The sequence below is a fragment of the Peptoniphilus phoceensis genome (assembly GCF_001517665.2).
Taxonomy (GTDB): domain Bacteria; phylum Bacillota; class Clostridia; order Tissierellales; family Peptoniphilaceae; genus Peptoniphilus_A; species Peptoniphilus_A timonensis.
Map to the genome: position 1 here is coordinate 207,122 of NZ_LN999809.1, position 26,236 is coordinate 233,357.

The following is a 26,236-nucleotide window of genomic DNA, read 5'->3' on the forward strand; positions in this document are numbered from 1 at the left end:
AGATTCATAAATTTTGGTATAATTTTATGGAGGTAAATAAAAATGGCATATGTAATTAATGATTCTTGCATCGCTTGTGGTGCTTGTCAACCAGAATGTCCAGTATCATGTATTTCTGAAGGAGACATTTATACAATCGACGAAAATCAATGTATCGATTGCGGTAGCTGTGCAGCTGTTTGCCCAGTTGGTGCTCCAAATCCAGAAGACTAATTTACTTAAAGAAAAGGTAGGCTATTGCCTATCTTTTTTTATTGTAAAATTTTATTTTACCCATTATAAAAATCACTAAAGTAGTTTATAATATATGAGAAGCAAATGTTAAGAAATGTCTAACATTTAAATAATAAATATCAAATTTCTTAAAAATAATTGTTGAATTTATAAAATTAAAGTGCAATAATTATTTATCTTAGAATATTTATTTAAAATAAATTTTGAAGTTAAAAGACTTTATTCATAAATTTTATGTGGCTTTTATTTTGAAAGGAGAAAGTGACTATGCTAATTCATATGGGATTAGATGTTGGTTCAACTACTGTAAAACTTGTAATATTAGATGAAAAATTAAATATCTTATATAAAACTTATAGAAGACATTTTTCTGATGTTAGAAAAACTGTCAAAGATGTAATAAATGAAGTATATCCTCAGTTTAAATACGACACTGTAACTGTTAATGTAACAGGATCTGGTGGATTATCTGTTCACGAATTTTTGGGAATTGATTTTGTTCAAGAAGTTGTGGCAGGAAGAGAAGCTATCTCATGTTTTATACCAAAGACTGATGTAGCAATTGAACTTGGCGGCGAAGATTCAAAAATAACTTATCTTAGAGGATCAGTAGAACAAAGGATGAATTCTATTTGTGCCGGTGGTACTGGAGCTTTTATAGATCAAATGGCTTCACTTCTTCAAACAGATGCATCAGGTTTAAATGAGATGGCAAAGGATTATAAGAAATTATATCCAATTGCTTCTAGATGTGGAGTTTTTGCAAAGACAGATGTCCAAGCTTTAATAAATCAAGGTGCAAGCAAGGCTGATATTGCTATTTCTGTTTTTCAATCTGTAGTAAACCAAACTATTTCAAATTTGGCATGTGGTAGACCAATAAGAGGAAATGTTGCCTTTTTAGGTGGTCCTCTTCATTTTCTTCCTATGTTAAAAGAAAGATTTGTTGAGACTTTGGATCTTGATGAAGATGAAATAATTGTACCAGAAAATTCACAAATTTTTGTAGCTCTTGGAGCAGCTCTTTCTAGTTTTGATTCAAAGACGATGTCTTTTGTTGACCTTTACAACAAGGTAAATAATAGTGCCGATATTACAATTAAAGAAAGTGATGTTATGCCCGCACTATTTACTAGCGACAAAGAAGTAAGAGAATTTAGGGAAAGACATAAAACAAAATCACTTAAAAAGATTGATTTAAAATCTTATGAAGGACCAATTTATCTTGGTATAGATTCTGGTTCCACTACTTCAAAATTAGTTGCAATTTCAGACAATAATGAACTTTTATATACTTTTTATGGATCTAATAAGGGAAATCCACTTGATATTGCCATAGAAAATTTAAAAGAAATTTATAGAGAAAAAAATGACAAGGCTTATTTTGCAGCTTGTGGAACAACTGGATATGGAGAGGAATTTTTAAAAGCAGCTCTAAATTTAGATTTTGGAGAAGTTGAAACAATTGCCCATTTCACAGCTGCTAGATATTTTGACCCAGATGTTGACTTTATTTTGGACATTGGTGGTCAAGATATGAAGTCTATGAAAATTAGAGATGGAGTAATTGAATCAATTCTATTAAACGAAGCTTGTTCTGCAGGTTGCGGTTCTTTCTTAGAAACTTTTGCCCATTCAGTAAATATGAGTGCTGAAGAATTTTCTATTGAAGCTACTAAATCAAGGGAACCAGTTGATTTAGGATCTCGTTGTACTGTTTTTATGAACTCAAATGTAAAACAAGCTCAAAAAGAAGGAGCATCAGTTCCAGATATTTCTGCAGGTCTTGCTTATTCTGTTATTAGAAATGCAATCCAAAAAGTAATAAAAGTAAGGGACCCAAAAGATTTGGGACAACACATAGTAGTTCAAGGTGGAACTTTCTTATCAGATGCAGTTTTAAGGGCCTTTGAAAATTTGACTGGCGTTGAAGTGACAAGACCAGAAATTGCAGGACTTATGGGTGCCCTTGGCATGGCTTTAATTTCAAAAGAAAAATCAACAGGAAAATCAAAAATAATTTCTGAGGAAGAATTAGAAAAATTTGAATACAAGTCAATTTCAACAAATTGTAGACAATGTACTAATAACTGTGCCTTATCTGTAAATATATTTCCCAATGGAAAGAGATATATTACAGGTAATAGGTGTGAAAAGGGTGCTGGTCATGTTAAAAATAAGGAAGATGAACTTCCAAACATGTTCCGTTATAAATATGAAAGAGTCTTTGACTACAAATCTCTACCAGAAAAAGAAGCGCCTAGAGGACTTGTAGGAATTCCTAGAGTTTTAAATATTTATGAAAATTATCCTTTCTGGCATACTTTCTTAACTGAACTTGGTTATTCTGTAGTTTTATCTTCAAAATCATCTAGAGAAATTTATGAAAAGGGAATAGAAACTATAACTAGTGAAACTGCTTGCTATCCAGCAAAAATAAGTCACGGACATATAGAAGATTTAATAGAAAAGGGAATCAAATTTATCTTTTATCCAGCAGTTTTTTATGAAGAAAGACAGTTTAAAAATGCAGATAACACACTAAACTGCCCAGTAGTTGCAGGATATTCTGAAGTTATAAAAAATAATGTTGACGATATAATTGATGGAAAAGTTAAATTCATGAATCCATTTATTTCCTTTGATGATAGGAAAAAGTTGGAAAAAAGATTGGCAGATGTTTTTGAATTTATTCCAAAAAACGAAGTAAAAAAAGCTGTTCGTGCTGCCTATGAAGAACAAGATAGATATAGACTTGATGTTTTAAATGAAGGAAACAGAATTCTAGAAGAAGTAAATAGAAAAAATCAAAGAGCAATAGTTTTATCAGGTAGACCATATCACATTGATCCAGAAATTAATCACGGAATTCCAGAACTCATCACAAGTCTTGGACTTGCAGTTATATCAGAAGATGGAATAGCAAGAAATGTAGAAATTGATTCTAGGTTAAGAGTTCTAGACCAATGGAACTATCACTCAAGACTTTATAGAGCTGCAAAATTTGTTGGAGAACATGAAAACTTAGAACTTGTCCAATTAAATTCTTTTGGATGCGGTATCGATGCAGTAACAACTGATCAAGTTCAACATATTCTCGAATCTTATAACAAAATTTATACTGCCTTAAAAATAGATGAGGTTTCAAATTTAGGTGCTGTAAAAATTAGAATTAGATCCTTAATTGAAGCTGCTGAAAAAAGAGATTTTGAAAAAATTGATGCAGAACTTGAAGGACTAATTGATGATGATCCTGTTTTATTCACAAAAGAAATGAAGAAGGATTATACAATTTTAATGCCACAAATGGCACCACTTCACTTTAGCATATTTGAACCAATATTAAGACAAGAAGGAATTAATATAAAAGTTCTTCACGACTCTGACAACAAGGTAGTAAACGAAGGACTAAAATATGTAAATAACGATGCTTGTTATCCATCAATTTTCGTAGTAGGACAATTTATAGATGCAGTAAAATCTGGGGAATATGATACAGATAGATTGGCACTTTTAATGAGTCAAACTGGTGGAGCTTGCAGGGCATCAAACTATGTTGGATTTATTAGAAAAGCTTTAAAAGATGCTGGCTATGGTCATGTTCCAGTAATTGGACTTTCCTTCCAACAAATAGAACAACATCCTGGATTTGAATTTGATAAAAGACAAATTGTAAGAATGGGAAGAAAATTAATACAGGGAATGCTCTATGCTGATTTAATTATGCGACTTACTCAAGCAACAAGACCTTACGAAGTTATAAAGGGTTCAACAAATATTTTGCGTGACAGATGGATTGACATAACAAGTTCAGAAGATTTGATTTACAACAAGAAATCTTTTATGACTAATGTAAATCAAATGGTTAACGAATTTAATAGACTTGAAATTACAAAGGAAAAGAAACCTAAAGTTGGTATAGTAGGAGAAATTTTAGTAAAATATCATCCAGCTGCCAATAATCACGTTGCAGATCTTCTAGAAAAAGAAGGTGCAGAAGTTGTAATTCCTGATCTAACTGATTTTATGATGTATTCCTTTAAAAATGCCAGAGCTAAAGCAGAAAAACTTTCAAAATCAAGATTTACTGCCTTTGCTTGCGAAGTTGGAATTTCTTATATAGAATCCTATAGAAAATATGTAAGAGAAGCGCTAGAAGGAACTAGATTTATTGTTCCTGAAAAAATTGAAGAAATTATAAAATACGCGGAAAAATATGTGGACCTTGGAAATCAATATGGAGAAGGCTGGCTTTTAACTGGAGAAATGGTTGAATTAATAGAATCAGGCGTCGAAAATATTATATGTGTTCAACCTTTTGGTTGTCTTCCAAATCACATTACAGGCAAGGGTGTAATAAAGGCAATTAGATCCTCTTACGAAAAAGCAAATATTATTCCAATTGACTATGATGCATCTGCATCAGAAGTAAACCAATTCAATAGGATTAAATTAATGCTTTCCCAAGCAAAGAAAAATATGGAAGAAGGAGAAGACAAGTACAATAGAGGTTATCTAAAGAAAAAGGCAAGCTTGAAAAATTAAAAATAAATTTTATAGATTATATAAAAGTAAAACCCCTCAGATTAATTTGAGGGGTTTTTGCTATTGATTTTAAATTTATTAAATTATAAATTAAATTCTGTTAAAGATATTTTTTAAGGTTTGATCTTGTAATAAATTATTTTTTGAATCTTGTTTTTGCAACTGGTCTTTATAAACATCTATATCTTTTTGTGCCTTGTAATCTTCGCCCTTTAGTGCAGCATTAAAGGAATCTGTAGCTTCTTGCATTTTAACTTGAAAATCTGTTAGTTCTCTTATAAACACTTTTGCTGATTCTTCATTTTCTGACATAATAGAATTTTTTAAGCCTGGTAAAATTTCTAGAGCTTTTTCACTTGCTCTTAGAGTATATTCATGAGATTCCTTAAATTTGTCTGGTACATTAAGGGATTTAATTCTACTAACAATATTTGTAATTTCAGAATTTGCATTTTCGTAGGCAGAATTTAATTCATCACTACTTAAATTTGCAGCATTGTCGAAGAAACTTAATTTTAATTTTCCAATTGATTTATTTAAATCACTTTGTAGTGATTTAATTTCTTTTACATAATTTTCTTCATCAGCTGATAAATTTAAAGAAAGTGATGAAGAATTTTTGTCATTTATAATGACTTTAAAGTTTTCCTTGTCCCACTTAACCTCAGCCTTTAGATTTTCAGCAACAAATCTTAGGGGAACGAAAGTACGATCTTTTTTTATTGATGCAGGGGAATCAAGTTTCACCTCTTTGCCATTAACTAGAGCATTTTTAGAATCAACTTTAAGAAGAATTTCAGTATCCTTTCCCTTAACTCCAACTTCTCTTTTGTCATTATCCCAAGTTACTTTGTATCCAAGAGTTTCAGAAATAAATCTTATGGGAACCATGGTCCTTTCATTTTGAATATAGGGTGCAACGTCTGATTTTACAATTTTTCCATTGTACTCAATAAGAGGACTTCTGCCTGCAAAAACATTTGAAGTCACAAAAATCATAAGTACAAGAGAAAATAAAATAGATTTAAATTTTTTCATTCTCATCTTCCTCCTTATTTACTCTTTAATGATGAAGTGTAAGAGTTTGGATCAAATTGTTTTTCAATATAAATTAAGTTTGAGTCCTTGTCTCCCTGAAGCTCAATAAAAGAGCCATCTCTTGTAGTAGGAGAAACTTCTCCATTTTCATCATCTCTGTAGAAAATTAAATATTCCTTGTTAGGGCTTAGGTTCTTTGGAACATCTACTTCAATTTGAGATAGGTCTCCCTTATAATCCTTTAAGAAGGAAATAGACATACCTTCAGCAGTAGATGTTGAAATTCTAATTCTTGAAATATAATCAGAGTTTTTGATTAGTTCGTTAACAGCTTCCTTGTCAAAATTTGAAGTTGCAACTTGTTCCTCATCAGTTTTTTTAGCAGTAGTTTCTGATGAAACTTGCTTGTCATTTGTCTTTGTATCGACCTTATCTTTTTTGCCACAAGCAGAAAGACTTAGGCTTAGAAGCAATGACATTGAAATAATAAAAATCTTTTTCATACTATACCTCCAATTTTAGTTCATTATATCACAAGAGAGCTAAGTAATTATATAATTTTAAATTAAGTATAAGAATGATATAATAAAAAGGGTGATAAAATGCCAAAAGATGTCCTATTTATTTTAAATAAATTATTAGAAAATGGATTTGAAGCTTATATAGTTGGTGGTTGTGTAAGAGATAAATTGCTTTCCATTAAGCCTCATGATTATGATATAACAACTTCAGCTAAACCAAAGGAGATAAAAGAAGTATTTAGTGACTGCAAAACTATTTTAGTTGGAGAAGAATTTGGCACTGTTGGCATTTTGCTAAATAAAGTACTATATGAAATAACTACTTTTAGAATTGATGGAAATTACATTAACAACAGAAAACCGGAAAAAGTAATTTTTTCAGATAATCTAAAAGAAGATCTTAAAAGACGAGATTTTACTATTAATGCTATGGCTATGGACATTGATGGAAAACTTTATGACCCTTTTGATGGAAAAAAAGATCTTCAAGAAAAAATAATTAGGGCAGTTGGAGATCCAAATGAAAGGATCAAAGAGGACGCTCTTCGCATGATGAGGGCAATAAGATTTGCTGGAAGATTTAATTTTTATATAGAAGAAAATCTTTTTGACGCAATAGGTCTAAATGCACATCTACTGAAAAAAATTGCTCCAGAAAGAATATTTGATGAATTTTCAAAAATGATCACTAGTGAAAAGCCATCTTATTATTTACTTTTATTAGAAGAAAGTGGAATATTAGATGTTATTTTTCCTGAATTAAAAAGAACTGTGGGATTTGCACAATTCTCTCCCTATCATGACAAAACTCTTTTTGACCACCTTATATGTGTAATGGATTATGTAAGACCTGATTTAAGTCTTAGACTTGCAGCACTTTTTCATGATATTTCAAAGGTAGATACTCTTTCTATTGGAGAAGATGGAAGAGGACACTTCTATGGTCATGAAATTCTTGGGGCAGAACTTGTGGAAGAGATTTTGAAAAAATATAGACTTCCAAATAAAACCATAGAAAAAGTTAAAATTTTAATTTTAGACCACATGAAGGTTCATTCTGAAATGTCTGATAAGGCTCTAAGAAGGCAAATAAAAAGAGTGGGCAGAGAAAATGTCCTTGACCTTTATGATTTACTTATAGCTGACTGCAAAGCCACAAGAATAGATAGAGATGCAAGCTTTATTATAAATAGGAAAAATAGGGTAAAAGAATTATTAGATGAAAAAGAGATGAAAACTGAAAAGTTTTTAGAAATAAATGGAAATGATATTAAGTCCTTGGGTTTTTCTGAGGGAAAAATAATTGGAGAAATTTTAAGAGAACTTGAAAGTTTGGTTTTAGAAGATCCAGAAAAGAATAATAGGGCTTATTTAATAGAATATATTGAAAAAAATTACAGGAGATAAAAATGACAAGATTATTTGGAACAGATGGAGTTCGTGGAATTGCAAATAAAAAACTTACTCCAAAACTTTGTTATGATATAGGAAGAGCGGCTGCTTTTGTGCTTGCAAAGGGAAAAAAAGGAAAAGTTTTAGTTGGAAGAGATACTAGACTTTCTGGGGATTTAGTCGAATCTTCCCTTGTTGCAGGATTTATGAGTATTGGTCTTGATGTCGACATTGCAGGAGTTATTCCAACACCAGGTGTTGCTTATCTAACAAGAACAGGAGATTACTTATGTGGTGTTTCCATATCAGCTTCTCACAATCCTTTTGAACACAATGGCATCAAGTTTTTTTCAAGCAAAGGATTAAAGCTTGATGATAAAATTGAAGATGAAATAGAAGAAAAAATTTTATCAAATACAAAAATTTATAAGGATGTAAGTGGAGATGAAATTGGAAGATTAAATAGGTCCAATGAATTTACAAAAAAATATGTAGATTATCTAAAGAACTTAGTTGATCTTGATTTTTCTGAATTTGAAGTTGCTGTGGATGCAGGGAATGGTGCACAATCTTTTATAGCAGAAGAAGTTTTAAAGTCCTACGGTGCCAAGGTTAAAATTATAAACAATGAACCAAATGGAATGAACATAAATGATTCTTGCGGTTCTACTAATCCAGAACTAATAGAAGAATTAGTAAAAAAAGAAGGATCAGATATTGGCATGAGCTTTGATGGAGATGCTGATAGGATAATTGCTGTTGATGAAGAGGGAAATATAGTTGACGGTGACCACATTTTAGCAATTGCTGCCACATATCTAAAAGAAAATGGAAAACTTAAAAATAATGCTGCAGTTGGAACAATTATGTCCAACATGGGTCTTAAAAAATATCTTGAAAAAATTGATGTAGATTTTATTGAAACGAAGGTTGGAGATAGATATATTTTAGAAAAAATGTTGAGCGATGATTATATAATTGGAGCTGAGCAATCAGGTCATGTGATTTTCCTTGATTACAATACAACAGGGGATGGACTTGCAACAGGCATTCACCTTCTAGAAATTATGAAAAAATCTGGAAAAAAATTATCTGAACTAAATAAACTTATGAAAGATTATCCACAAGTCCTTAAAAATGCAAAGGTTCGTGAAGATTTAAAAAATAAATATGAAGATTTTAAAGAAATCATGGATGCAATTAAGGCTGTAGAAGAAAATTATAATGGAAGTGGAAGGGTTGTAATTAGACCATCAGGTACAGAAGCCCTTGTGCGTGTCATGATCGAAGGAGAAGACCAAGATAAACTGTCTCAAGATGCTGACAAATTAGTAAAACTTATAGAAGATAAATTGAATTAGGAGCATGTAATGTACAAGATTATATCAGACACAAGTTGTGATTTAACAAAAGAGGAAATAAAAGATTTGGGGATTGAATATGTTCCTTTTAAAATCTCCATTGATGGCAAAGATTATACCGACAATGAAAATTTAAATATAGATGAATTTTTAAAAGCCATGGAAAAAACTGAAAATGCAATTAAAACAGCTTGTCCAGCACCTTATGACTTTTTAAAAGTTATAGAAGAAAATAAGGACAAGGATATTTATATTTTGACAATATCTTCAAAACTTTCTGGTTCTTACAATTCTGCAAAAGTTGCTGAAGCTGAAGCGAAAGAAAAGTTTAAGGGAATTAAGATTCACGTAATAGATTCAAAAGCAGCATCTGCTGGTACAACAAGAATAGCCTTAAAACTTCTTGATTTAGTAAAAGAAAAGGAATTTGATGAAGTTGTAAAAGAAATAGAAAAGGAAACAAATCTTGAAACAACTATGTTTGTCCTTGAATCTATGAAAAATCTTATTAAAAATGGAAGAATCAAAAAAACAGCAGGTTTAATTGCCAATGTATTAAATATTAGACCAGTTATGATTTCAAATGATGGAGAAATTGAGTTATTTGAAATAAACCGTGGAATGAAAAAATCTCTTGATAAAATGATAAAGGCGATAGAAAATAAGTGTAAAATTGATAGGCCAGATCTTATTACTATTTCCTATGTTGCCAACAAGGAAAGAGCAGAAAAGTTAAAAGAAAAAATAGAAAAGCTCTACCAAGGTGTAAAGGTTCATGTTAGGCACACCAATGGTTTATCCTCTGGGTATGCAGATATAGGAGGAATTGTAATAGCTTTTTGAGGTGAAAGATGAATAAGAGAGATAGAAGAGATAATTTTCAAGATCAAATTAATTATGCCTTTAAAAATGAAAATTTTAAGGAAATCGGAGAAATAATTGGAGAAGGAATAGACACAGCTATTGATGTTACAAAAAGATCTATCACTAGTTTTGTAAATAAAAACAAGAGAAAATTACCTTATAGTATTCAAAATGATGACAGAATAATAAATCAAAATCCAAAGACTGTAAACAGGGTCAAGACTTGGGGATTTGTTGCAAAAGTTTCAATTGTGGGTCATCTTTTTGCTTTGTTTGGTTTTCTAATGGATATGTTTGATACTTATGGATCAATAAGAGAAGATTTGCCAGCCTTAGTTTTTTGGGTTATTCCTGCCCTTGTTATTTCTTTTTATGCAAATTATAGAATAAAAAAAACCAAAGACCAAATTATTAGATTTAGAAAATACAATCGTGAAATTGGAAATAATACAGTGATTCCAACTGCTGACCTTGCTGCCATAACAGCTAAGCCTCTTGATTTTACAATAAATGACCTTTTAAATATGATAGAGAAAGATTATTACAGGCAAGCGAGAATTGTGGAAAATGGAGAACTCTTTATACTTGATTCAAAAACTTATAAACTTTATAAGGAAGAAGCTTTAAGAGATCCTAAGGAAAGAATGGAAGAACTTGAAGATAATGAAAAAAATGCCAAAGTCGAAGATTTGCTTTTAAGGGCAAAATCTTATGTCACTGAGTTGACAAAAATTGAAAGTCAAATTTCTACTCCAATGGATGAAAAAATTAGAGAACTCTTAAAAATAATAAGTAAAATTTTTGAACTTTTAAGAGAAAATCCATCAACAGCAGATGATTTAAGTAAAGCAATAAATTATTATTTGCCAATTACTGTGAAACTTTCTAAATCCTACATGGAAATGAAAGAAAAGCCAACAGAATCAGTTTCAGAATCTTTAAGTGATATTGAAAATACTATGGACATTGTTGTCCATGCCTTTATGAAAATATTAGACAATATATATCAGGAAAAGATTATGGACTTATCAAGTGATATGAGTGTTTTAAAATCTATGTTGAAGCAAGAAGGACTTTTAGATAAAGACGAATTTAAAGTCGGGAGGTAAAAGTGGATAGAGAAATCAAACTATCATTATCAGATGATTTTGATGAAATTCAAGATGAAGATAAAAGGGTTTTAAAAGAAATCACAGATGAAAATGAAGTGAAATTGAGCCCAGAAGAAGAAAGGCAAGTTGAAGAATTTGCAAAACAAATTGATATTACAAATTCAAATATTGTTCTACAATATGGAGTTGGAGCTCAAAGAAAGATTTCAAATTTTTCTGAAAAAACACTAGAATCAGTAAAAACAAAGGACCTTGGAGAAGTGGGTGACTTACTTTCTGGAGTTGTAAACGAATTAAAGACCTTTGATTTAGATGAAGAAGACAATAAATTGATTGGTTTTTTCAAAAAACAAGTAAACAATATGACTTCATTAAAAACAAAATATGATTCTGCAGAGAAAAATGTAAACAATATTATAAGAACTCTTGAAGATCATCAAGTTACATTGATGAAGGACATAGCAATGTTAGATCAAATGTATGAACTAAACGAGTCCTACTACAAAGAACTCAGTATGTATATACTTGCTGGAAAGAAAAAAATTGATGAGGCGACAAATGTTGAACTGCCAAAATTGAGAGAAAAAGCAGCAGAAAGTAATCTTCCAGTAGATGCTCAACGTGCAAATGATTATGTAAATATGATAAGCAGGTTTGAGAAAAAACTTCACGATCTAGATTTAACTAGAATGGTTTCAATTCAAATGGCACCGCAAATTAGAATGGTACAATCATCAAATACAGTTATGGTTGAGAAAATTCAGTCCACAATTGTAAATACCATTCCACTTTGGAAATCTCAAATGGTAATTGCTCTAGGTGCAAATCATTCAAAAGAAGCAGCTAAGGCAACAAAAGAAGTGACTGATCTTACAAATAAGCTCTTAAAGAAAAATGCAGAAACTTTAAAACAAACTACTGTTGAAACTGCAAGACTTTCTGAAAGAGGAATTGTAGATATGGAAACTATAAGACACACCAATGAACAGCTTATATCTGCTTTAAATGAAGTTCGTGAAATCCAAATTGAAGGACACAGAAGACGTGAAGAAGCTTCAGCTGAACTAAGAAAGATAGAAGAAAATTTAAAATCTTCTTTAGTTGAGATTGCAAATAAATAATTATATAAAATTACGAAATTAAGACCGAGATTTTTCTCGGTTTTTCTTTTGCCAAGAATTTAAATATTTATTGTATTAATTATCAAATTTTAAATTAATCTTATAAAATTTTTGGGTAAAAAAATCTCCCATTAATAAAAAAATGGAAGATTATGTGAAATTTATATAATTTTTATCTAAAAGAAATTTTTCCGTCTTCTATAGAATCAATTATGGCAAGAGAAAGTAAATCATAGCCCATGCCTCTTATAATTTTACCACCATCTTGGAAGCCCTTTTCAATGGCAACTGAAATACCAGAAATATTTGCACCAGCTTGTTTTGATACATCGATTAGCCCCTTTAGAGCATTTCCTTCAGCCAAAAAGTCGTCAATAATAAGTAAATTGTCATCAGCTGACAAAAATCTTTTTGAAACAGTTATAGTGTAGTTTTTCTTTGTAGTAAAAGATTCAACTCTAGACTCATAGACGTCGTCGCCAATATTTAGAGTTTTTTGTTTTTTGCAAAAGACCACCATGGCATCGTCAAAGTGCTTTGAAGCTACACTGGCAAGAGCTATACCACTGGCTTCTATTGTAAGTATTTTATTTATTTTTTTATCCTTAAAATAAACTGCCATTTCTTCAGCTAGTTTATCCAAAAATTTTATATCAAGTTGGTGATTTAAAAATGAGTCTACCTTGACAATATTTCCATCTAAAATTCTTCCGTCATTTATAATTCTTTCTTCTAATAATTTCATTTTACACCTCTAGATTATTTTAAGTCATAAGAAGTAAGTAATCAAGTTAGAGGCAAGGATTTATAAAATAAAAAAGAATTAATATATAAATTTTTGGAAATTCTTTATAGCAGGGTTTATTTTTATTTGATAAAATAATTTTAATAAAATAGAGTGTGAAAGGAGAAATTTATGAAAAAGACCTTAATTTTACTATGCTTATTTTTAACTTTATTATGTCCAACAAATATTTTTGCAGAAAAAGCCTTGCCAAATAATTCATCTAAAATGGAAATTCTTAGTCAGGATGGAAGTATTTCTAATTATACTTTTTCTACATATATTATTGATGACTATAATTATTTTAAACTTAGGAATTTTGCATCCTATATGAATAAGACTGCGAAAAAATTTGATATAAAATTTGACAGTGAAAGAAACGCAGTTGAAATATTTACGGAGTCATCTTATAGGGATTTTTCAGGAATTCCAAAGGAAAATATTTCTGCATCTAAAAAAGCTATTCCAAGTCCTCAAAAAATTTTTATTGATGGCAGAGAAGTTCAAATTTCTGGATATAACATTGAAGGAAATAATTATTTTAAACTGAGAGATTTGGCTGAAGCACTGAATATAGAAATTAATTATGATGAAGTAAAAAAATGTGTAATTATAAACCTCAATCTTTCCAATGATGAAAAAAATTTAAATGATTTAAATGAAAAATTGAAAGTGAGCATGAATTTAGAAAATACTCTTGCTCCAGAAATTAAAAATATAGCTTCAGGAGAAATTATTGGAAAAGATAATGATTTTACTTATTTTCCTCCAAAAAATGATAATAGGAAAATAAATTTGAGTCCAGGATATGCTGCAGAAATAAAAAACTCAAGAATTACAAATTTTGAAAAGATAAATGGTACAGTTAATATTCCAAAAAATACAGGACTTCTTTATATGAATTTTGATGCATTAAAAAATAAGACAATTTGCATTGATGGAAATGATGTTAATATAAGTCAAAATTATATAAATAAATGGATGAAAAATAATATTTTACTTCCTTTTATAACTTGTGAAAAAAACGGACAAAATGATGGATATAAAGTAATTTATCTCAATTTCGTCAATACAAGTCCCAAGAAAAATGAAATTTCTGAACTTGTTAATGCAAGGGGAAATGAAATAACGAATATTCTTTATGAAAATGAAGATAATTTAATTGATTTTTCAGCAGATAGAGGACAAATGTATTCTCTTGCAAAAAAAGGTGAAGATATTGGCTTGTCATGGTGGTCTATTACAAGACCAAATACCTACAAGGAAAAAATTGAACACATGATAAATTATGCTTTGAGCATGCAAGGGGCAACTTATCAAGAATATGACTGTTCTGGCTTAGTTGGAACTGCAGCAGATTGTGCAGGATTTGATATTTCACCAGCATTTTCTTGGTTAATTGAAGGATCTCCTAATGTTTATGAAGTTCCAATGAGTGAGCTAAGAAGAGGAGATCTTTTAAACAAGGCTGGAGAACACATTATGATTTATATTGGTGATGGTAAAGTTGTTGAGTCTGTTCCAAGAACTGGAGTTAGAGTTGCAGCTGTAAGAAAAGCTGGTTATAAAGTTTTGAGAATTAAAGATCTTTGATAAAGGGAGCACAGGCTCCTTTTTTGTATTGTAAAACTTTTTAGTTTTAGAGAATTTCTTGCATTTTAATTTTCTCCTATAATTAATGACAAGAAATTTATAGAAAATTTCAATATAAAAAATACTAAATTATTTTAAAGATAAGCCCATAAAATCTCTGGAAAATATGCCAAAAGGATTAATTTGTGATATTATAATTTTATGGTGGTAAAATGATTTTAGAAGCACTTATTATTGCTCTTATAAGTTTAATTTTTATTAGAGATAAAAATTTAAATAATTTAATAAATTTTAAATTTAAAAGAGTTTATCTTGCCTTTTTAGGTATTTTTATAATGGTTTTCATTAATTTTATAACAGGAAGATATTTTGGAAGTTTTGCTGAATTTTTTGTAAGAAACTTTACAATTTTTCATATCCTATCCCTCTTACTTATTAGTCTTTCATTTTTTTCAAATTATAAAAATTTGGGACTTTTAATTTGTGGACTTGGGACCTTTTTAAATGCCCTTCCAGTTATGGCAAATGGAAAAATGCCAGTAGCGGCATCAGCCCTAATGAAAATAGATAATGAGAGGATTATAAAAATTATTTACATGGGCGCGAGCCTAAGCCACGGAGTCTTTGACAATCCCAAACTTTATTTATTGTCAGACTTCATATACTTAAAAAGATTTATTGGACCTTCAAAGGTCATAAGTATAGGGGATATTTTAATAGCAATTGGTTTATATTTTGCACTTATAATTATTGTGAGAAAGAGAGGTGCTTAATGGATAAAATAAATAATTTTTTAAATGTAATTAATTTAAGAGATGTTGTGGATATTTTAATTGTAACTATCCTTATTTATTATGTATTAAAATTAATTAGAAACACAAGAGCAGAGCAAGTTTTTAAGGGAATTCTTTTGATTTTACTTTTTATAAAAATTTCGCAATTTTTCCAATTATATACTGTCAACTGGATTTTCACTAGGTTTATTAATGACGGTATTGTTGCAATAATTATTTTATTTCAACCAGAAATCAGAAGAGGTCTTCAATATCTAGGTCTTACTTCTAATATTAAAAATAATTTTAGTCAGAATAAAGACAATGTTCCAGAAACAGTGGAAGAAATTATTTCTGCTGTGGGATCTCTTGCAAGACAAAAAATTGGTGCTTTAATTATCATAGAAAATGAAGTAGGCTTGACTGAAGTAATTGAAACTGGAACTGAAATAAACGGTAGAGTAAGCAGTGGACTTTTAATTAACATTTTTATACCAAACACGCCTCTTCACGATGGAGCAGTTATTATTAAGGGTTCAAAAGTAAAAGCCGCAGCTTGTTTTCTTCCTTTAAGTGACAATGAAAAAATATCCAAAGAATTGGGAACAAGACATAGGGCAGGAATTGGTATTTCAGAAAAGTCAGATTGTCTTTCTATTATGGTTTCAGAAGAAAATGGAACTATATCTACTGCAGAAAATGGAGTTATCTCAAGATATTTGGATATAGAAACCCTTGAAGCAAAGCTTCTTGAAATTTACAGTCCAGATTACAGAAAAAAAACTATTTTCTCAAAGCGTGGTGAAAAGAATGAAGAAGATAAATTTTAAGGAAAATAGGAGTTTAATGCTAAAAATTATGTCCTTGATTTTTGCCATTATTCTCTGGTCCTATGTAAAAGGCGAAGCAAATTTTATCACTTCATCAAATTTTAAAAATATTGAAGTTACCTATGATGGTTTAAATCATTTAAAGGAAAAAAATTTGACAATAATTTCTCCTAAGGAAGCAAGTGTAGATGTTAAATTACAAGGCTACAATTCTTATATGAGAAATGTTACAAGAGATGGAATTGTCGCAAAAGTTGATTTAAGTAAATTAACTGAAGGTGAACATTCTGTGCCGATAAATGTTTCTTATATTGATCTTGGAATTTCTGTTACAAATACGACTCCAAGAAAAATCCCTTTTAAAATAGATAAGGTTATAGAAGAAAATTCCACTGCAAATTTGGTTTTTGATAATAAATTAGAAAAGGGTTTGTCTTTGGGAGATCTTGAAAGAAAAATTGACGTAAAAGTTAAGGGAGCAAGCATCTATGTTGGAAAAATAAATAAAATTGAATCTCACATAGATTTAAAAGATATAAGCGAAAGTACAAGTGTAGAAAGCGAAATTCACGCTTATGATGACACAGGAAAGCTAATTAAGGAAGTGGAAATAACACCTTCAACAGTAAAAGTCGATCTTCCAATTTTAAAGAGCAAAACTGTGCCAATAAAATTAAAATTTAATGAAAATACTAGTCAAAATATTGTGACAAGTGACTTTTCAATTGAGCCATCTTCTGTTACAATTAGAGGAAATTCTGATGTAATTGATTCTATAGATTTCATAGAAACTAAAGCAGTTAATTTTTATAATTTTAAAAATGGAAATGATTTAGTTAAATTGAATTTGCCAGATAAGGTTACATTAGTCGATGAGAATATTGATTTCAGATTGAAGTCAGTTAGTAATGAAGGTTAAGTTGTATTAATAATCAGGAGGGAATATGGAATTATTTGGAGAAGGACTAACATTTGATGATATTTTACTTGTGCCAGCAAAATCAGAAATTTTGCCTAATGAAGTTGATTTATCTACAAATTTAACAGAAAAGATTAAGTTAAATATACCCCTAATGTCTGCGGGAATGGACACTGTTACTGAACATAGAATGTCAATTGCCATGGCAAGAGAAGGTGGTATTGGTATTATTCATAAGAATATGTCAATTGAAGAACAAGCTCTTGAAGTTGACAAGGTAAAAAGATCTGAGCATGGAGTTATAACTGATCCTTTTTCACTAACTAAGGACCATTCAATAAAAGATGCTTCTGAGCTTATGGACAGATACAGAATTTCTGGTGTGCCAGTTGTTACAGAAAAGGGAGTTTTAGAAGGAATTATTACAAATAGAGATATAAGATTTGAAACAGATCTTTCTAAGAGAATTAGCGATGTAATGACTTCAGAAAAACTTATTACAGGAAATCCTGATATTGATTTAGATGAAGCTTTAAAGATTTTAAAGAAATACAAAATTGAAAAACTTCCTTTAGTTGACAAGGACAATGTTTTAAAGGGTCTTATTACTATAAAAGATATAGAAAAACATGAACAATATCCAAACTCTGCAAGAGATAAATCAGGAAGACTTTTAGCTGGTGCAGCAGTTGGTGCAACTAATGACGTTTTAGATAGAATAGAAGCTCTTGTAAAAGCAAAGGCCGATGTCGTTGTAATAGACACAGCACATGGTCAATCTAAAAATGTTTTGAATACTATTAAAAAGATTAAAGATGCCTTCCCAGACCTACAACTGATTGCAGGTAATGTTGCAACTTATGAAGGAACTGAAGATTTAATTAAGGCTGGTGCTGATTGTGTTAAGATTGGTATTGGACCTGGTTCAATTTGTACAACAAGAGTTGTAACAGGTATTGGTGTTCCACAAATTACTGCTATTATGGAAGCTTATAGAGCAGCTAAAAAATATGGAATTCCTATAATTGCTGATGGTGGTATTAAATTCTCTGGTGATGTTGCCAAAGCTTTAGCAGCTGGTGGTAATGTTGTTATGATGGGTTCTTTATTTGCAGGAACTGATGAATCTCCAGGAGAAGAAATCTTTGTTGAAGGAAGAAGATTTAAGGCTTATAGAGGAATGGGTTCTCTAGGTGCTATGAGTGCTGGTTCATCTGATAGATACTTCCAAAGTGGTACAACTAAATATGTTCCAGAAGGAGTAGAAGGTAGAGTTCCTTTTAAGGGATTTGTAGGAGATATTGTATTCCAATTAGTAGGTGGAGTTAAGTCTGCCATGGGATATCTTGGTGCTAAGGATCTTGAAACTCTAAGAGCCACAGCTAAATATGTAAAAATTACACAAGCTTCACTTACAGAATCTCATCCACACAACATCACTATTACAAGAGAAGCTCCTAATTATTATTAAAATTTTTAACAAGTCCACTTCAATTGAATTTGGAGTGGATTTTCTTTATAATTACAAGGTAGAGGTGATATTTTGAAAACAAAAGTCTTGCTCGTTGAAGACGAAGAATCAATAAGAAAATTTGTAAAGATAAATCTTGAAAGAGAAGGCTACATAATTTTTGAAGCAGGCAGTGGAGAAGATGGAATAGAAATAGCTAGACGCGAACTTCCTGATATTGTGGTTCTAGATATTATGTTACCTGGTATAGATGGTTTTGAAGTCTGCAAGACCTTGAGGGGGCAGTTCCCAAATCTTGGTATCATCATGCTAACTGCAAAGGCAGAAGACTATGATAAAATAATGGGGCTTCAATATGGAACTGATGATTATTTAACTAAGCCCTTTAATCCAACTGAGCTAACTCTAAGGATAAAATCCATTGAGAGAAGACTTGAAATTGGGGAAGAAAATGAAAGCAACTTAATAACAGATCCACCTTTTAAAATAGATTCTTATTCAAGAAAATTTTACAAGGACGATGTTGAACTTGAGCTCACTCCAACAGAATATCAGATAATAAAAATATTTATGACTAATCCTGGCAAAGCTATGACTAGAAATGAAATTTTAAAATTAGTTTGGGGAGATGACTTCTTGGGTGATTCAAAAATTGTTGATGTCAATATAAGAAGATTAAGATCAAAAATTGAAACTAATCCTGCAAAACCAGACTACATAGAAACTGTCTGGGGAACTGGTTATAGATGGAAGTAGGTTTATAATTGAAAAATAAAATTGGAAAGAGACTTGTAAAGAGTTTTCTAATAATTATTTTAATTACAATTTCAATTATAGATATTTTCCTTTTATTTGCTTTTAGTTTTTATTACTACAATAATATTTCCAAAGAACTAGTTTCGAGAATGGAATTGTCTCTTGAAATTTATAAAAGAGATTATTCTGATAAATCTTTGGAAGATTTGATATATGAGGACAACGACATACTCTTTTCAAATACAAATGCAGAAGTGCAAATTCTTGATAAAGAAGGAAATCTTTTATTAGATTCTATTGGAAGACTCGCATCAAATCCCATAAGAACGTCTGATGTTTTAGCTGCTGAAAAGGGAGAAATCAAAAGCTGGAGAGGTGAAGATTCGCAGACAGGCGAATCTATAATGTCAGTTTCAGGTCCAATAAAAAACAATAGCGGAGAAACTATGGGATACTTGAGATTTATTTCTTCCTTAGAAGAAGCTAACTCAGCAATTTTAAAAGCTGTAATATCTTTACTTATTTTCACCCTTTTTGTTGCTCTAGTTACCACAATGTTTTCTCTACTTATTGCAAAATCAATTGTAAGGCCAATTCTTGAATTAACAGAAGTTGCAAATACAATGTTAAAGGGAAATTATGAAGAGAAGGCAAAAGTCTTTGAGGATGACGAAATAGGAGAACTTGCTAAGACTCTTAATGCCATGAGTGATGAGATAATCAACAAGGATAGAATTAAAAATGATTTTATTTCTTCAATTTCTCATGAACTTAGGACTCCTCTTACTTCTATAAAGGGCTGGGCAGTTGTACTAAAAGATGCAAAAGAAGATGAAAAAGATCTCATCGAAGATGGTTTAAATATAATAGAAAATGAAGCTGATAGGCTTGCAAAAATGGTTGAAGAGCTTTTAGATTTTTCTAGATATATATCTGGAAGAATAACTCTTGATAAAGAAGTATTTGATATTACACAGACTTGCTTAGATATCTCTAAGCAAATGAAACCTCGTGCCAAGTCTAATAATATTGAACTAATTACTGAATTGCCAAAGGAATCAATTTTAATTAATGCTGATGAAAATAGGATAAAGCAACTTTTAATCAATCTTTTGGACAATGCTATTAAGTTTACATCAGACAAGGGTTGGGTTAAATTCCAAATGCTCGAAGAAAATAATTTTGTTCAAATTATGGTGTCTGACAATGGCATGGGCATGACAAAGGAAGAACTTGCTCATGTTAAAGAAAAATTTTATAAGGGTAAGCACTCCAAGAGCCACAGCGGAATTGGTCTATCAATTAGTGATGAAATAACAAAGCTTCACAATGGAAATTTGGAAATTTTTTCTGAGGAAAATATTGGAACTACAGTTAAGGTAAGTTTGCCAATAGAGCTAAATAAAGAAGCAGGTGAGAAAGATGATTAAAAAAATATTTTTTTTCTTTTCATTAATTTTGTTAACTGGCTGCTCCTTTTTCACTAGCCAAGGGACAAATGTAGAAAGACCCGACATGGGTCAGGCACCTATTTATGGCAAGTGGACAATTACAAAGTTTATTTCCAATAAGAGAATTAATCAAGATAATTTTAAGTTTAAAGAATTAATTGGAGAGGAACTTTATTTTAGCAATGACTCAGTTATTCTAGCAAATGATTATATAAAAGATGCAGAGTATAAAACTAAGTACACTAGACTTTCAAATTATCTATATCAAAAATTTAACATTGATTACAAAACTTTGGGATTAGAAGATTCTGATGTTTATACTACTTATATTTTTGATTCAAATTCTAACAGTAGCACCTATTATGAAGTTATAAAAACCAGCGAAAACACTGCTCTAGTTTTTGACAATGGGATTATTTTGGAGATAAAGCTTCTTGATGACAAGATGAAGAACGAAGATTTAAATTCTTTTATCCTTGCAAAAAAAGATGAAGTTTTAAACAGAAGAAATCTTTTTGATTATACTGGCGACAAGGGATTTTTAATTGGTCTAAAGACAAGGATTGATTCCAACCCTCCAAATTGGAATTATAAAACTCTTTATCTTAAATTTTCTGATTTAAAATTGGAAAATGTTTATGAAATGAATAACATAGTTTTGCCTAGAGATGATAGCTTCTATGAAGTAAGCGTTCAAAGAGAATCAAAATCTGATGAAACTACTGATAAAATAATAGCAAAGGAATATAAGAGAGTTAAGCCAAGGAATAAGGATCCAGAAATTCCTAAAATTGAAGTAGAAGAATTAAGAGAAAATAATTCATTAAAGACAGTTAATTTTATAACAAATAATTATATAAATGTTGAAAGTTTAGACAGGAATACCAACGAGAGAAGTCTTAGAATTTATAAATTAGATAATCTTGAAGATAAAAAAGCTTTGACATATAAGGACTTTTTGTCAGAAGAATCTTTGGAAAATGAGGGTAAAAAGATTGAAGCTCTAAAAGAAGATCCTTATAATATTGGAATTTATAGAGATAACGGATTCTGGAAATTAAAGGGTAGATTAAATGAAGAAGATAATACTTTTTCTGACTTTGATTTGAACTTGGTTCTTCCTTATGAAGTTAATAATTACAATAAGATTAATGTTCCAATGTCAAGAATTAAAAATTTTAAATCCAATATAACTGATGGATTTGTTTCTCCTGATAATAATTTTTTAATAACATTGGAAAATAATTTTCTAAAAATATATAATATAAGTGAAGGAAGAATTGTGCCGAGTCCAATTTTTGAAAGAGAAATTGGCGATGATGCTTCCACAATTATGACAGAGTGGGCAACCGGTCGCTATGCAAATATATGGCAAGAAGAACTGTCATCTAAATAAATGAGGTGTAAAATGAATAAAGTTATGGAATTAGTTATGGAAAATTCCACTTATTTGCTCCTTACTCTAGGTGCAATATTAATTGGAGTTGTACTTACCTTTATAGTAAATTTTGCTGCAAGAGATTTAAAATTTATAAAATATTTACCAGGGCTTGCACTAGTTTTTGTTGGTATAATATCCCTATTTATTGTTATCAATAAACTTTTTGATCCAAGCAGTTTAGACAATTTAATTATTTTTGTAGTTGGGGTATCATCTGGTTTAGTGTCACTTATTTTTGCACTGATTATAGGTATTGCCTCATCAGATAAAAGCCATTACAGAAAAAATACTAGAAGAAGATAAAAACTCAAGATAAGAGGCACTTAGGTGCTTCTTTTTTCTTGAGTTTTTTTAGGAGAATATGAAAAAATATTTTGTGGCATATTATTTTATTAACTTATTTATAGAAGATTTTATTTTGTAGATTATAAATTTTTAAATTTAATAAGTTGAAATATAATCCTTCATGGATTCAAATTTTTTGTCCCCAATGCCAGGGACATTTTTTATATCCTCAATAGAAGAGAAAGAATTATTATTTCTGTAATCAATAATCTTTTCAGCAGTTTTTTCTCCAACACCAGGTATTTTTTGCAAGTCACTTGCATCAGCTGAGTTAATATTTATTTTTCCAGAGAAATTTCCACTTTCTGATGGACTAGAAACTAGAGAGGAGATTCCACTTATATTTTCTTCACCAATTTTTGGGACGTAAATTTTCTCTTCATCGTGAAGTTTTGATGCAAGATTAATTCTATCAAGGTCTGCGTCATCTCTTGGTCCACCTGCTAATTCAAGAGCGTCAACTATTCTTTTGGAAGAGTTTAATTTTATGATGCCAGGTTTATTTACTGCACCTGAAATATGTACCATTATTTCTTCTGTTTCTTTTATTTCATTATTTGCTTTTTCAATTTCAAGTTCATTAGATTTTAGTGAACTCATTTTATTATCATTTGAATCAGAAGTATTTATTTTTAGAAGTTCTCTTGTTTCATCGTCATAATTGTTGGAATCATAATATTGGTAACCAATAATTAGGAGCAAACAAAAAATTATTATGTAAGGAATATTTTCTTTTTTTAAAAAATTAAAGTTCATATAAATCACTCATTTATTAATAAAATTATATTTTCAATATTTTAGTACCCTAAATAGATAATTTTACACAGTTTTCAAATGCTAAAATTTGTGTTATAATTTATTCATCGAAACGATTTCAAAAAAATTTATATATTTAGGAGGAAAACAATGAAAGTTTATACAACAGATAAGGTAAGAAATCTTGCTCTCGTGGGACATTCTGGCTCCGGAAAAACTAACCTAACAGAGGCTATGTTATTCCAAAGTGGAGCTACAAAAAAACTTGGAAATGTTTCTAGCAAGAATACTATCTCTGACTTTTCAAAAGAAGAAAGAGAAAGAGGAACATCAATTGCAACATCAATCATTCCTGTTGAATGGAGAAATTATAAAGTAAACATAATAGATACTCCTGGATTTCTTGATTTTGTTGGAGAAGCTCACAGTGCTTTAAGAGCAAGTGAAGCTGCAATAATGGTTATAGATGCTACAAAGGGTATAGAAGTTGGAACAGAAAGAACTTGGAAATACGCTGAAAAAATTGGTCTTCCAAGAATTATCTTTATAAATAAAATAGATGGCGAAAATGTAAACTTCAGAAAATTAATGGATGAACTTGAAGCTGCTTTTGGTAAAAAAGTTATACCTTTCTCAGTTCCTATTGGTGAAGGAGAAAGTTTTGTTGGTGTAACAGATGTTATCTTCCAAAAAGGATATAAGTATGTAAATTCTGCACCACAAGAAACTGAACTTAATCACGACCAAGTTAAGGCAACTGAAAGAATGTATGAAGAAATTGCAGAAGTTGTTGCAGGTTCTGATGAAGTTTTAATGGAAAAATATTTTTCTGGAGAAAAATTTACAAGAGAAGATTTATTAAGAGGAGTTACAACAGCTCTTCTTGAAGGTGACGCTGTTCCACTACTTGTTGGATCTGGTGAAAAGGGAATTGGTATAGATATTTTACTTAACACAATTGTAAATTATATGCCAGCACCAGATGACGAACGTGCACACTTAGGTTTTAGATATAAAGATGGAGAAGACAGAAAAGTTTCTGCAAAAGATCCTTTTGCTGCTGTTGTATTTAAGACAATTTCTGACCCATTCTTAGGAAAAATTTCAATTTTTAAAGTTATATCTGGCGTATTAAATAAAAACACTCCTATATATAATGTAAATAAAGAAAAAAGTGAAAAACTTGGCGGTCTTTACGTGATGAGAGGTAAAGAACAAATAGAAGTTGAAGAAATTTATGCAGGAGATATTGGCGCAACTACAAAATTAATGGATACACTTACTGGTGATACTCTTTGTGACAAAGATCATGTAGTTGAATACAAAAAATTAAAACACCCAACTCCAGTCCTATATTATGCAATAGAACCAAAGACTAAGGGAGACGAAGAAAAACTTTCTCAATCTCTAAAGAAAATTAGGGATGAAGATCCTACATTTACTATTGAAAGAAATGCTGAAACTAAACAACTTACTATTGGAGGTCAAGGAAAGGTTCAACTAGATGTAATCCTTGAAAAATTAAAGAATACTTACGGTGTTGAAGTTGAAATAGTTCCTTTCATAATTCCTTATAGAGAAACAATTAGAAAGACTTCAAGCGTTCAAGGTAAACACAAGAAACAATCTGGTGGAGCAGGTCAATATGGTGATGTTTGGATTAGATTCGAACCATCTGAAGAAGACTTTGAATTCGACGAAGAAGTATTTGGTGGAGCTGTTCCTAAGAATTATTTCCCAGCAGTTGAAAAGGGAATTATTGAATCTAAGGAAAAGGGAGTTTTGGCAGGATATCCTGTTACAAACTTTAAGGCAGTTTTATATGATGGATCTTACCATGATGTTGACTCTAATGAAATGAGTTTTAAACTTGCTGCTAACCTTGCTTTCAAGAAGGGCATGCAAGAAGCAAGTCCAGTTCTTCTAGAACCTATCATGAAGGTTGAAGTTACAATTCCAGAATCTTATCTTGGAGATGTAATGGGCGATATGAACAAAAGACGTGGAAGAATCCTTGGTATGGACCAACAAAATGATGGTACTCAAGTTCTAATTGCAGAAGCACCTCAAGCAGAACTTTTCACTTACCTAATTGATCTTAGATCACTTACTCAAGGTAGGGGAACATTTAACATGGAATTTGTTAGATACGAAGAAGTTCCACAAAATATTGCTGAAAAAATTATAGAAGAAAGAAAAACTGATAAATAAAATAAATTAAAAAAGGGTTGGCATGTAAGAGTGTTCAACCTTTTTTATTATAAAACAATTAAAGATATTGAAAAGCAACATGAATAGTTTTATAATTTAGTTAGGTAACATTATATCCTATAGAAAGGGGATAAAAATGAAGACAAAAAAAATTGTATTAATTTTAATATCTTTGACTCTAGTGTCAATTATGTGTGGGTTTTCTTTTTTTAATTCTAAAAAAGAAAACTATGATTTTCATATTGATGTTTGTGATGAAAAACCAAATTATGAAAAAATTATTAAGGACTTAACTTATGATAGTGTGTATAAGTATAAGCTAAAAGAAGTTATAGTAAGTAACAAGATTATGGAAGAACAGGGTTTTAAATTTACAACAAATAAAGATTCGGATTATTTATTAATATTTTCTAATGAAGATAATGAGGATGCACGTATAGCAGTAAGAGTTACTGATATGAGTTTGAGAATTTCTAGTTCGAAAAAACGTAGTAGTTATATACTTATTACTGATACAAAAAATTCAAAAAAAGATTTAGATTTCTCTTCTAAAAGTGGTATTCCAAAAGGAACATTTTCTATTTTAGAACTAGAACGAGAAAAAGTCATAAATAAGTAAAAAAAAGAATTAAATATCTCTAAGATATCTGTTGGTGAGTTAAATCCCAACAGATATTTTCATTTGAAAAATTTATTAATTATATTAAACAATTCCTTA

22 protein-coding genes are annotated in these 26,236 nt (G+C 30.3%); 18 read left to right on the forward strand and 4 right to left on the reverse strand.

Features of this window, described 5'->3' with window-relative positions; translation table 11 throughout:
• The first annotated feature begins 42 nt into the window (after positions 1-42).
• Both BN3657_RS05235 and BN3657_RS05240 read left to right on the forward strand, forming a co-directional pair.
• Positions 43-213, forward strand: coding sequence for a DUF362 domain-containing protein (locus BN3657_RS05235; protein ID WP_019138028.1), 171 nt, complete (start codon positions 43-45; stop codon positions 211-213).
• Between the two features lie 288 nt (positions 214-501).
• On the forward strand, positions 502-4,779 hold the full coding sequence (locus BN3657_RS05240) for a 2-hydroxyacyl-CoA dehydratase (protein ID WP_062552054.1): 4,278 nt from the start codon (positions 502-504) through the stop codon (positions 4,777-4,779).
• A gap of 90 nt (positions 4,780-4,869) precedes the next feature.
• Here BN3657_RS05240 and BN3657_RS05245 read toward each other — a convergent pair whose 3' ends face one another.
• Positions 4,870-5,817 (reverse strand): copper amine oxidase N-terminal domain-containing protein, encoded by a 948-nt coding sequence (locus tag BN3657_RS05245; RefSeq protein WP_062552554.1) that lies wholly within the window; start codon positions 5,815-5,817, stop codon positions 4,870-4,872.
• 14 nt (positions 5,818-5,831) lie between these two features.
• Entirely contained in the window at positions 5,832-6,320 is a 489-nt protein-coding gene (locus BN3657_RS05250; protein WP_062552055.1) for a hypothetical protein, read from the reverse strand.
• 99 nt (positions 6,321-6,419) lie between these two features.
• On the opposite strand from BN3657_RS05250, the gene BN3657_RS05255 reads away from it, so the two are divergent.
• The 5 genes from BN3657_RS05255 to BN3657_RS05275 are packed head-to-tail and all read left to right on the forward strand — an operon-like array spanning position 6,420 to position 12,188.
• The gene (locus tag BN3657_RS05255; protein ID WP_074017845.1) at positions 6,420-7,745 is read left to right on the forward strand and encodes a CCA tRNA nucleotidyltransferase; all 1,326 of its coding nucleotides are present in this window, start codon (positions 6,420-6,422) and stop codon (positions 7,743-7,745) included.
• 2 nt (positions 7,746-7,747) lie between these two features.
• Positions 7,748-9,091, forward strand: a complete 1,344-nt coding sequence (glmM, locus tag BN3657_RS05260; protein ID WP_062552056.1) for a phosphoglucosamine mutase — start codon at positions 7,748-7,750, stop codon at positions 9,089-9,091.
• 9 nt (positions 9,092-9,100) lie between these two features.
• Positions 9,101-9,934: a DegV family protein gene (locus BN3657_RS05265; RefSeq protein ID WP_062552057.1), complete on the forward strand. Its 834-nt coding sequence runs from the start codon at positions 9,101-9,103 to the stop codon at positions 9,932-9,934.
• A gap of 8 nt (positions 9,935-9,942) precedes the next feature.
• A complete protein-coding gene (locus BN3657_RS05270) occupies positions 9,943-11,064 on the forward strand; it encodes a 5-bromo-4-chloroindolyl phosphate hydrolysis family protein (protein ID WP_062552058.1) in 1,122 nt (373 codons plus the stop codon).
• 2 nt (positions 11,065-11,066) lie between these two features.
• Positions 11,067-12,188: a toxic anion resistance protein gene (locus BN3657_RS05275; protein WP_062552059.1), complete on the forward strand. Its 1,122-nt coding sequence runs from the start codon at positions 11,067-11,069 to the stop codon at positions 12,186-12,188.
• 172 nt (positions 12,189-12,360) lie between these two features.
• Here the strand turns inward: BN3657_RS05275 and BN3657_RS05280 are convergent, their stop codons facing one another.
• Entirely contained in the window at positions 12,361-12,933 is a 573-nt protein-coding gene (locus tag BN3657_RS05280) for a xanthine phosphoribosyltransferase (protein WP_062552060.1), read from the reverse strand.
• A gap of 171 nt (positions 12,934-13,104) precedes the next feature.
• Between BN3657_RS05280 and BN3657_RS05285 the strand changes: the two genes are divergently transcribed.
• From BN3657_RS05285 to BN3657_RS05325, 9 genes are all read left to right on the forward strand, one after another.
• Positions 13,105-14,565, forward strand: a complete 1,461-nt coding sequence (locus BN3657_RS05285; RefSeq protein ID WP_062552061.1) for a C40 family peptidase — start codon at positions 13,105-13,107, stop codon at positions 14,563-14,565.
• Positions 14,566-14,777: 212 nt separating this feature from the next.
• Positions 14,778-15,338, forward strand: a complete 561-nt coding sequence (locus tag BN3657_RS05290; protein WP_062552062.1) for a DUF5317 domain-containing protein — start codon at positions 14,778-14,780, stop codon at positions 15,336-15,338.
• Entirely contained in the window at positions 15,338-16,168 is an 831-nt protein-coding gene (gene cdaA, locus BN3657_RS05295; RefSeq protein ID WP_062552063.1) for a diadenylate cyclase CdaA, read from the forward strand. The genes BN3657_RS05290 and cdaA overlap by 1 nt, the downstream gene beginning before the upstream one ends.
• On the forward strand, positions 16,149-17,087 hold the full coding sequence (locus BN3657_RS05300; RefSeq protein ID WP_062552064.1) for a CdaR family protein: 939 nt from the start codon (positions 16,149-16,151) through the stop codon (positions 17,085-17,087). The genes cdaA and BN3657_RS05300 overlap by 20 nt, the downstream gene beginning before the upstream one ends.
• A 25-nt stretch (positions 17,088-17,112) precedes the next feature.
• Complete coding sequence (gene guaB, locus BN3657_RS05305) at positions 17,113-18,558, forward strand: IMP dehydrogenase (RefSeq protein WP_019138039.1); 1,446 nt, start codon at positions 17,113-17,115, stop codon at positions 18,556-18,558.
• Between the two features lie 72 nt (positions 18,559-18,630).
• Positions 18,631-19,314, forward strand: coding sequence for a response regulator transcription factor (locus tag BN3657_RS05310; protein WP_019138040.1), 684 nt, complete (start codon positions 18,631-18,633; stop codon positions 19,312-19,314).
• Positions 19,315-19,322: 8 nt separating this feature from the next.
• The gene (locus BN3657_RS05315) at positions 19,323-20,744 is read left to right on the forward strand and encodes a sensor histidine kinase (protein WP_062552065.1); all 1,422 of its coding nucleotides are present in this window, start codon (positions 19,323-19,325) and stop codon (positions 20,742-20,744) included.
• Positions 20,737-22,161 (forward strand): hypothetical protein, encoded by a 1,425-nt coding sequence (locus BN3657_RS05320; RefSeq protein WP_062552066.1) that lies wholly within the window; start codon positions 20,737-20,739, stop codon positions 22,159-22,161. Before BN3657_RS05315 ends, BN3657_RS05320 begins: the two co-directional genes overlap by 8 nt.
• Before the next feature lie 12 nt (positions 22,162-22,173).
• The gene (locus BN3657_RS05325) at positions 22,174-22,509 is read left to right on the forward strand and encodes a hypothetical protein (RefSeq protein WP_019138044.1); all 336 of its coding nucleotides are present in this window, start codon (positions 22,174-22,176) and stop codon (positions 22,507-22,509) included.
• Positions 22,510-22,647: 138 nt separating this feature from the next.
• Here the strand turns inward: BN3657_RS05325 and BN3657_RS05330 are convergent, their stop codons facing one another.
• Complete coding sequence (locus BN3657_RS05330; protein ID WP_062552067.1) at positions 22,648-23,307, reverse strand: ComEA family DNA-binding protein; 660 nt, start codon at positions 23,305-23,307, stop codon at positions 22,648-22,650.
• Positions 23,308-23,457: 150 nt separating this feature from the next.
• On the opposite strand from BN3657_RS05330, the gene fusA reads away from it, so the two are divergent.
• Both fusA and BN3657_RS05340 read left to right on the forward strand, forming a co-directional pair.
• Complete coding sequence (gene fusA, locus BN3657_RS05335; protein ID WP_062552068.1) at positions 23,458-25,518, forward strand: elongation factor G; 2,061 nt, start codon at positions 23,458-23,460, stop codon at positions 25,516-25,518.
• Between the two features lie 136 nt (positions 25,519-25,654).
• A complete protein-coding gene (locus BN3657_RS05340) occupies positions 25,655-26,137 on the forward strand; it encodes a hypothetical protein (RefSeq protein ID WP_062552069.1) in 483 nt (160 codons plus the stop codon).
• Positions 26,138-26,236 lie beyond the last annotated feature (99 nt).

Excerpts from the sequence above, each read along its gene's own strand:
- BN3657_RS05240 (WP_062552054.1), top strand. The coding sequence starts at position 502 with ATGCTAATTCATATGGGATTAGATGTTGGTTCAACTACTGTAAAACTT.
- BN3657_RS05270 (WP_062552058.1), top strand. The coding sequence starts at position 9,943 with ATGAATAAGAGAGATAGAAGAGATAATTTTCAAGATCAAATTAATTAT.
- BN3657_RS05250 (WP_062552055.1), bottom strand. The coding sequence starts at position 6,320 with ATGAAAAAGATTTTTATTATTTCAATGTCATTGCTTCTAAGCCTAAGT.
- BN3657_RS05280 (WP_062552060.1), bottom strand. The coding sequence starts at position 12,933 with ATGAAATTATTAGAAGAAAGAATTATAAATGACGGAAGAATTTTAGAT.
- BN3657_RS05340 (WP_062552069.1), top strand. The coding sequence starts at position 25,655 with ATGAAGACAAAAAAAATTGTATTAATTTTAATATCTTTGACTCTAGTG.
- glmM (WP_062552056.1), top strand. The coding sequence starts at position 7,748 with ATGACAAGATTATTTGGAACAGATGGAGTTCGTGGAATTGCAAATAAA.
- BN3657_RS05330 (WP_062552067.1), bottom strand. The coding sequence starts at position 23,307 with ATGAACTTTAATTTTTTAAAAAAAGAAAATATTCCTTACATAATAATT.
- fusA (WP_062552068.1), top strand. The coding sequence starts at position 23,458 with ATGAAAGTTTATACAACAGATAAGGTAAGAAATCTTGCTCTCGTGGGA.
- BN3657_RS05255 (WP_074017845.1), top strand. The coding sequence starts at position 6,420 with ATGCCAAAAGATGTCCTATTTATTTTAAATAAATTATTAGAAAATGGA.
- BN3657_RS05235 (WP_019138028.1), top strand. The coding sequence starts at position 43 with ATGGCATATGTAATTAATGATTCTTGCATCGCTTGTGGTGCTTGTCAA.
- guaB (WP_019138039.1), top strand. The coding sequence starts at position 17,113 with ATGGAATTATTTGGAGAAGGACTAACATTTGATGATATTTTACTTGTG.
- BN3657_RS05300 (WP_062552064.1), top strand. The coding sequence starts at position 16,149 with ATGAAGAAGATAAATTTTAAGGAAAATAGGAGTTTAATGCTAAAAATT.
- cdaA (WP_062552063.1), top strand. The coding sequence starts at position 15,338 with ATGGATAAAATAAATAATTTTTTAAATGTAATTAATTTAAGAGATGTT.
- BN3657_RS05290 (WP_062552062.1), top strand. The coding sequence starts at position 14,778 with ATGATTTTAGAAGCACTTATTATTGCTCTTATAAGTTTAATTTTTATT.
- BN3657_RS05285 (WP_062552061.1), top strand. The coding sequence starts at position 13,105 with ATGAAAAAGACCTTAATTTTACTATGCTTATTTTTAACTTTATTATGT.
- BN3657_RS05265 (WP_062552057.1), top strand. The coding sequence starts at position 9,101 with ATGTACAAGATTATATCAGACACAAGTTGTGATTTAACAAAAGAGGAA.
- BN3657_RS05320 (WP_062552066.1), top strand. The coding sequence starts at position 20,737 with ATGATTAAAAAAATATTTTTTTTCTTTTCATTAATTTTGTTAACTGGC.
- BN3657_RS05245 (WP_062552554.1), bottom strand. The coding sequence starts at position 5,817 with ATGAAAAAATTTAAATCTATTTTATTTTCTCTTGTACTTATGATTTTT.
- BN3657_RS05325 (WP_019138044.1), top strand. The coding sequence starts at position 22,174 with ATGAATAAAGTTATGGAATTAGTTATGGAAAATTCCACTTATTTGCTC.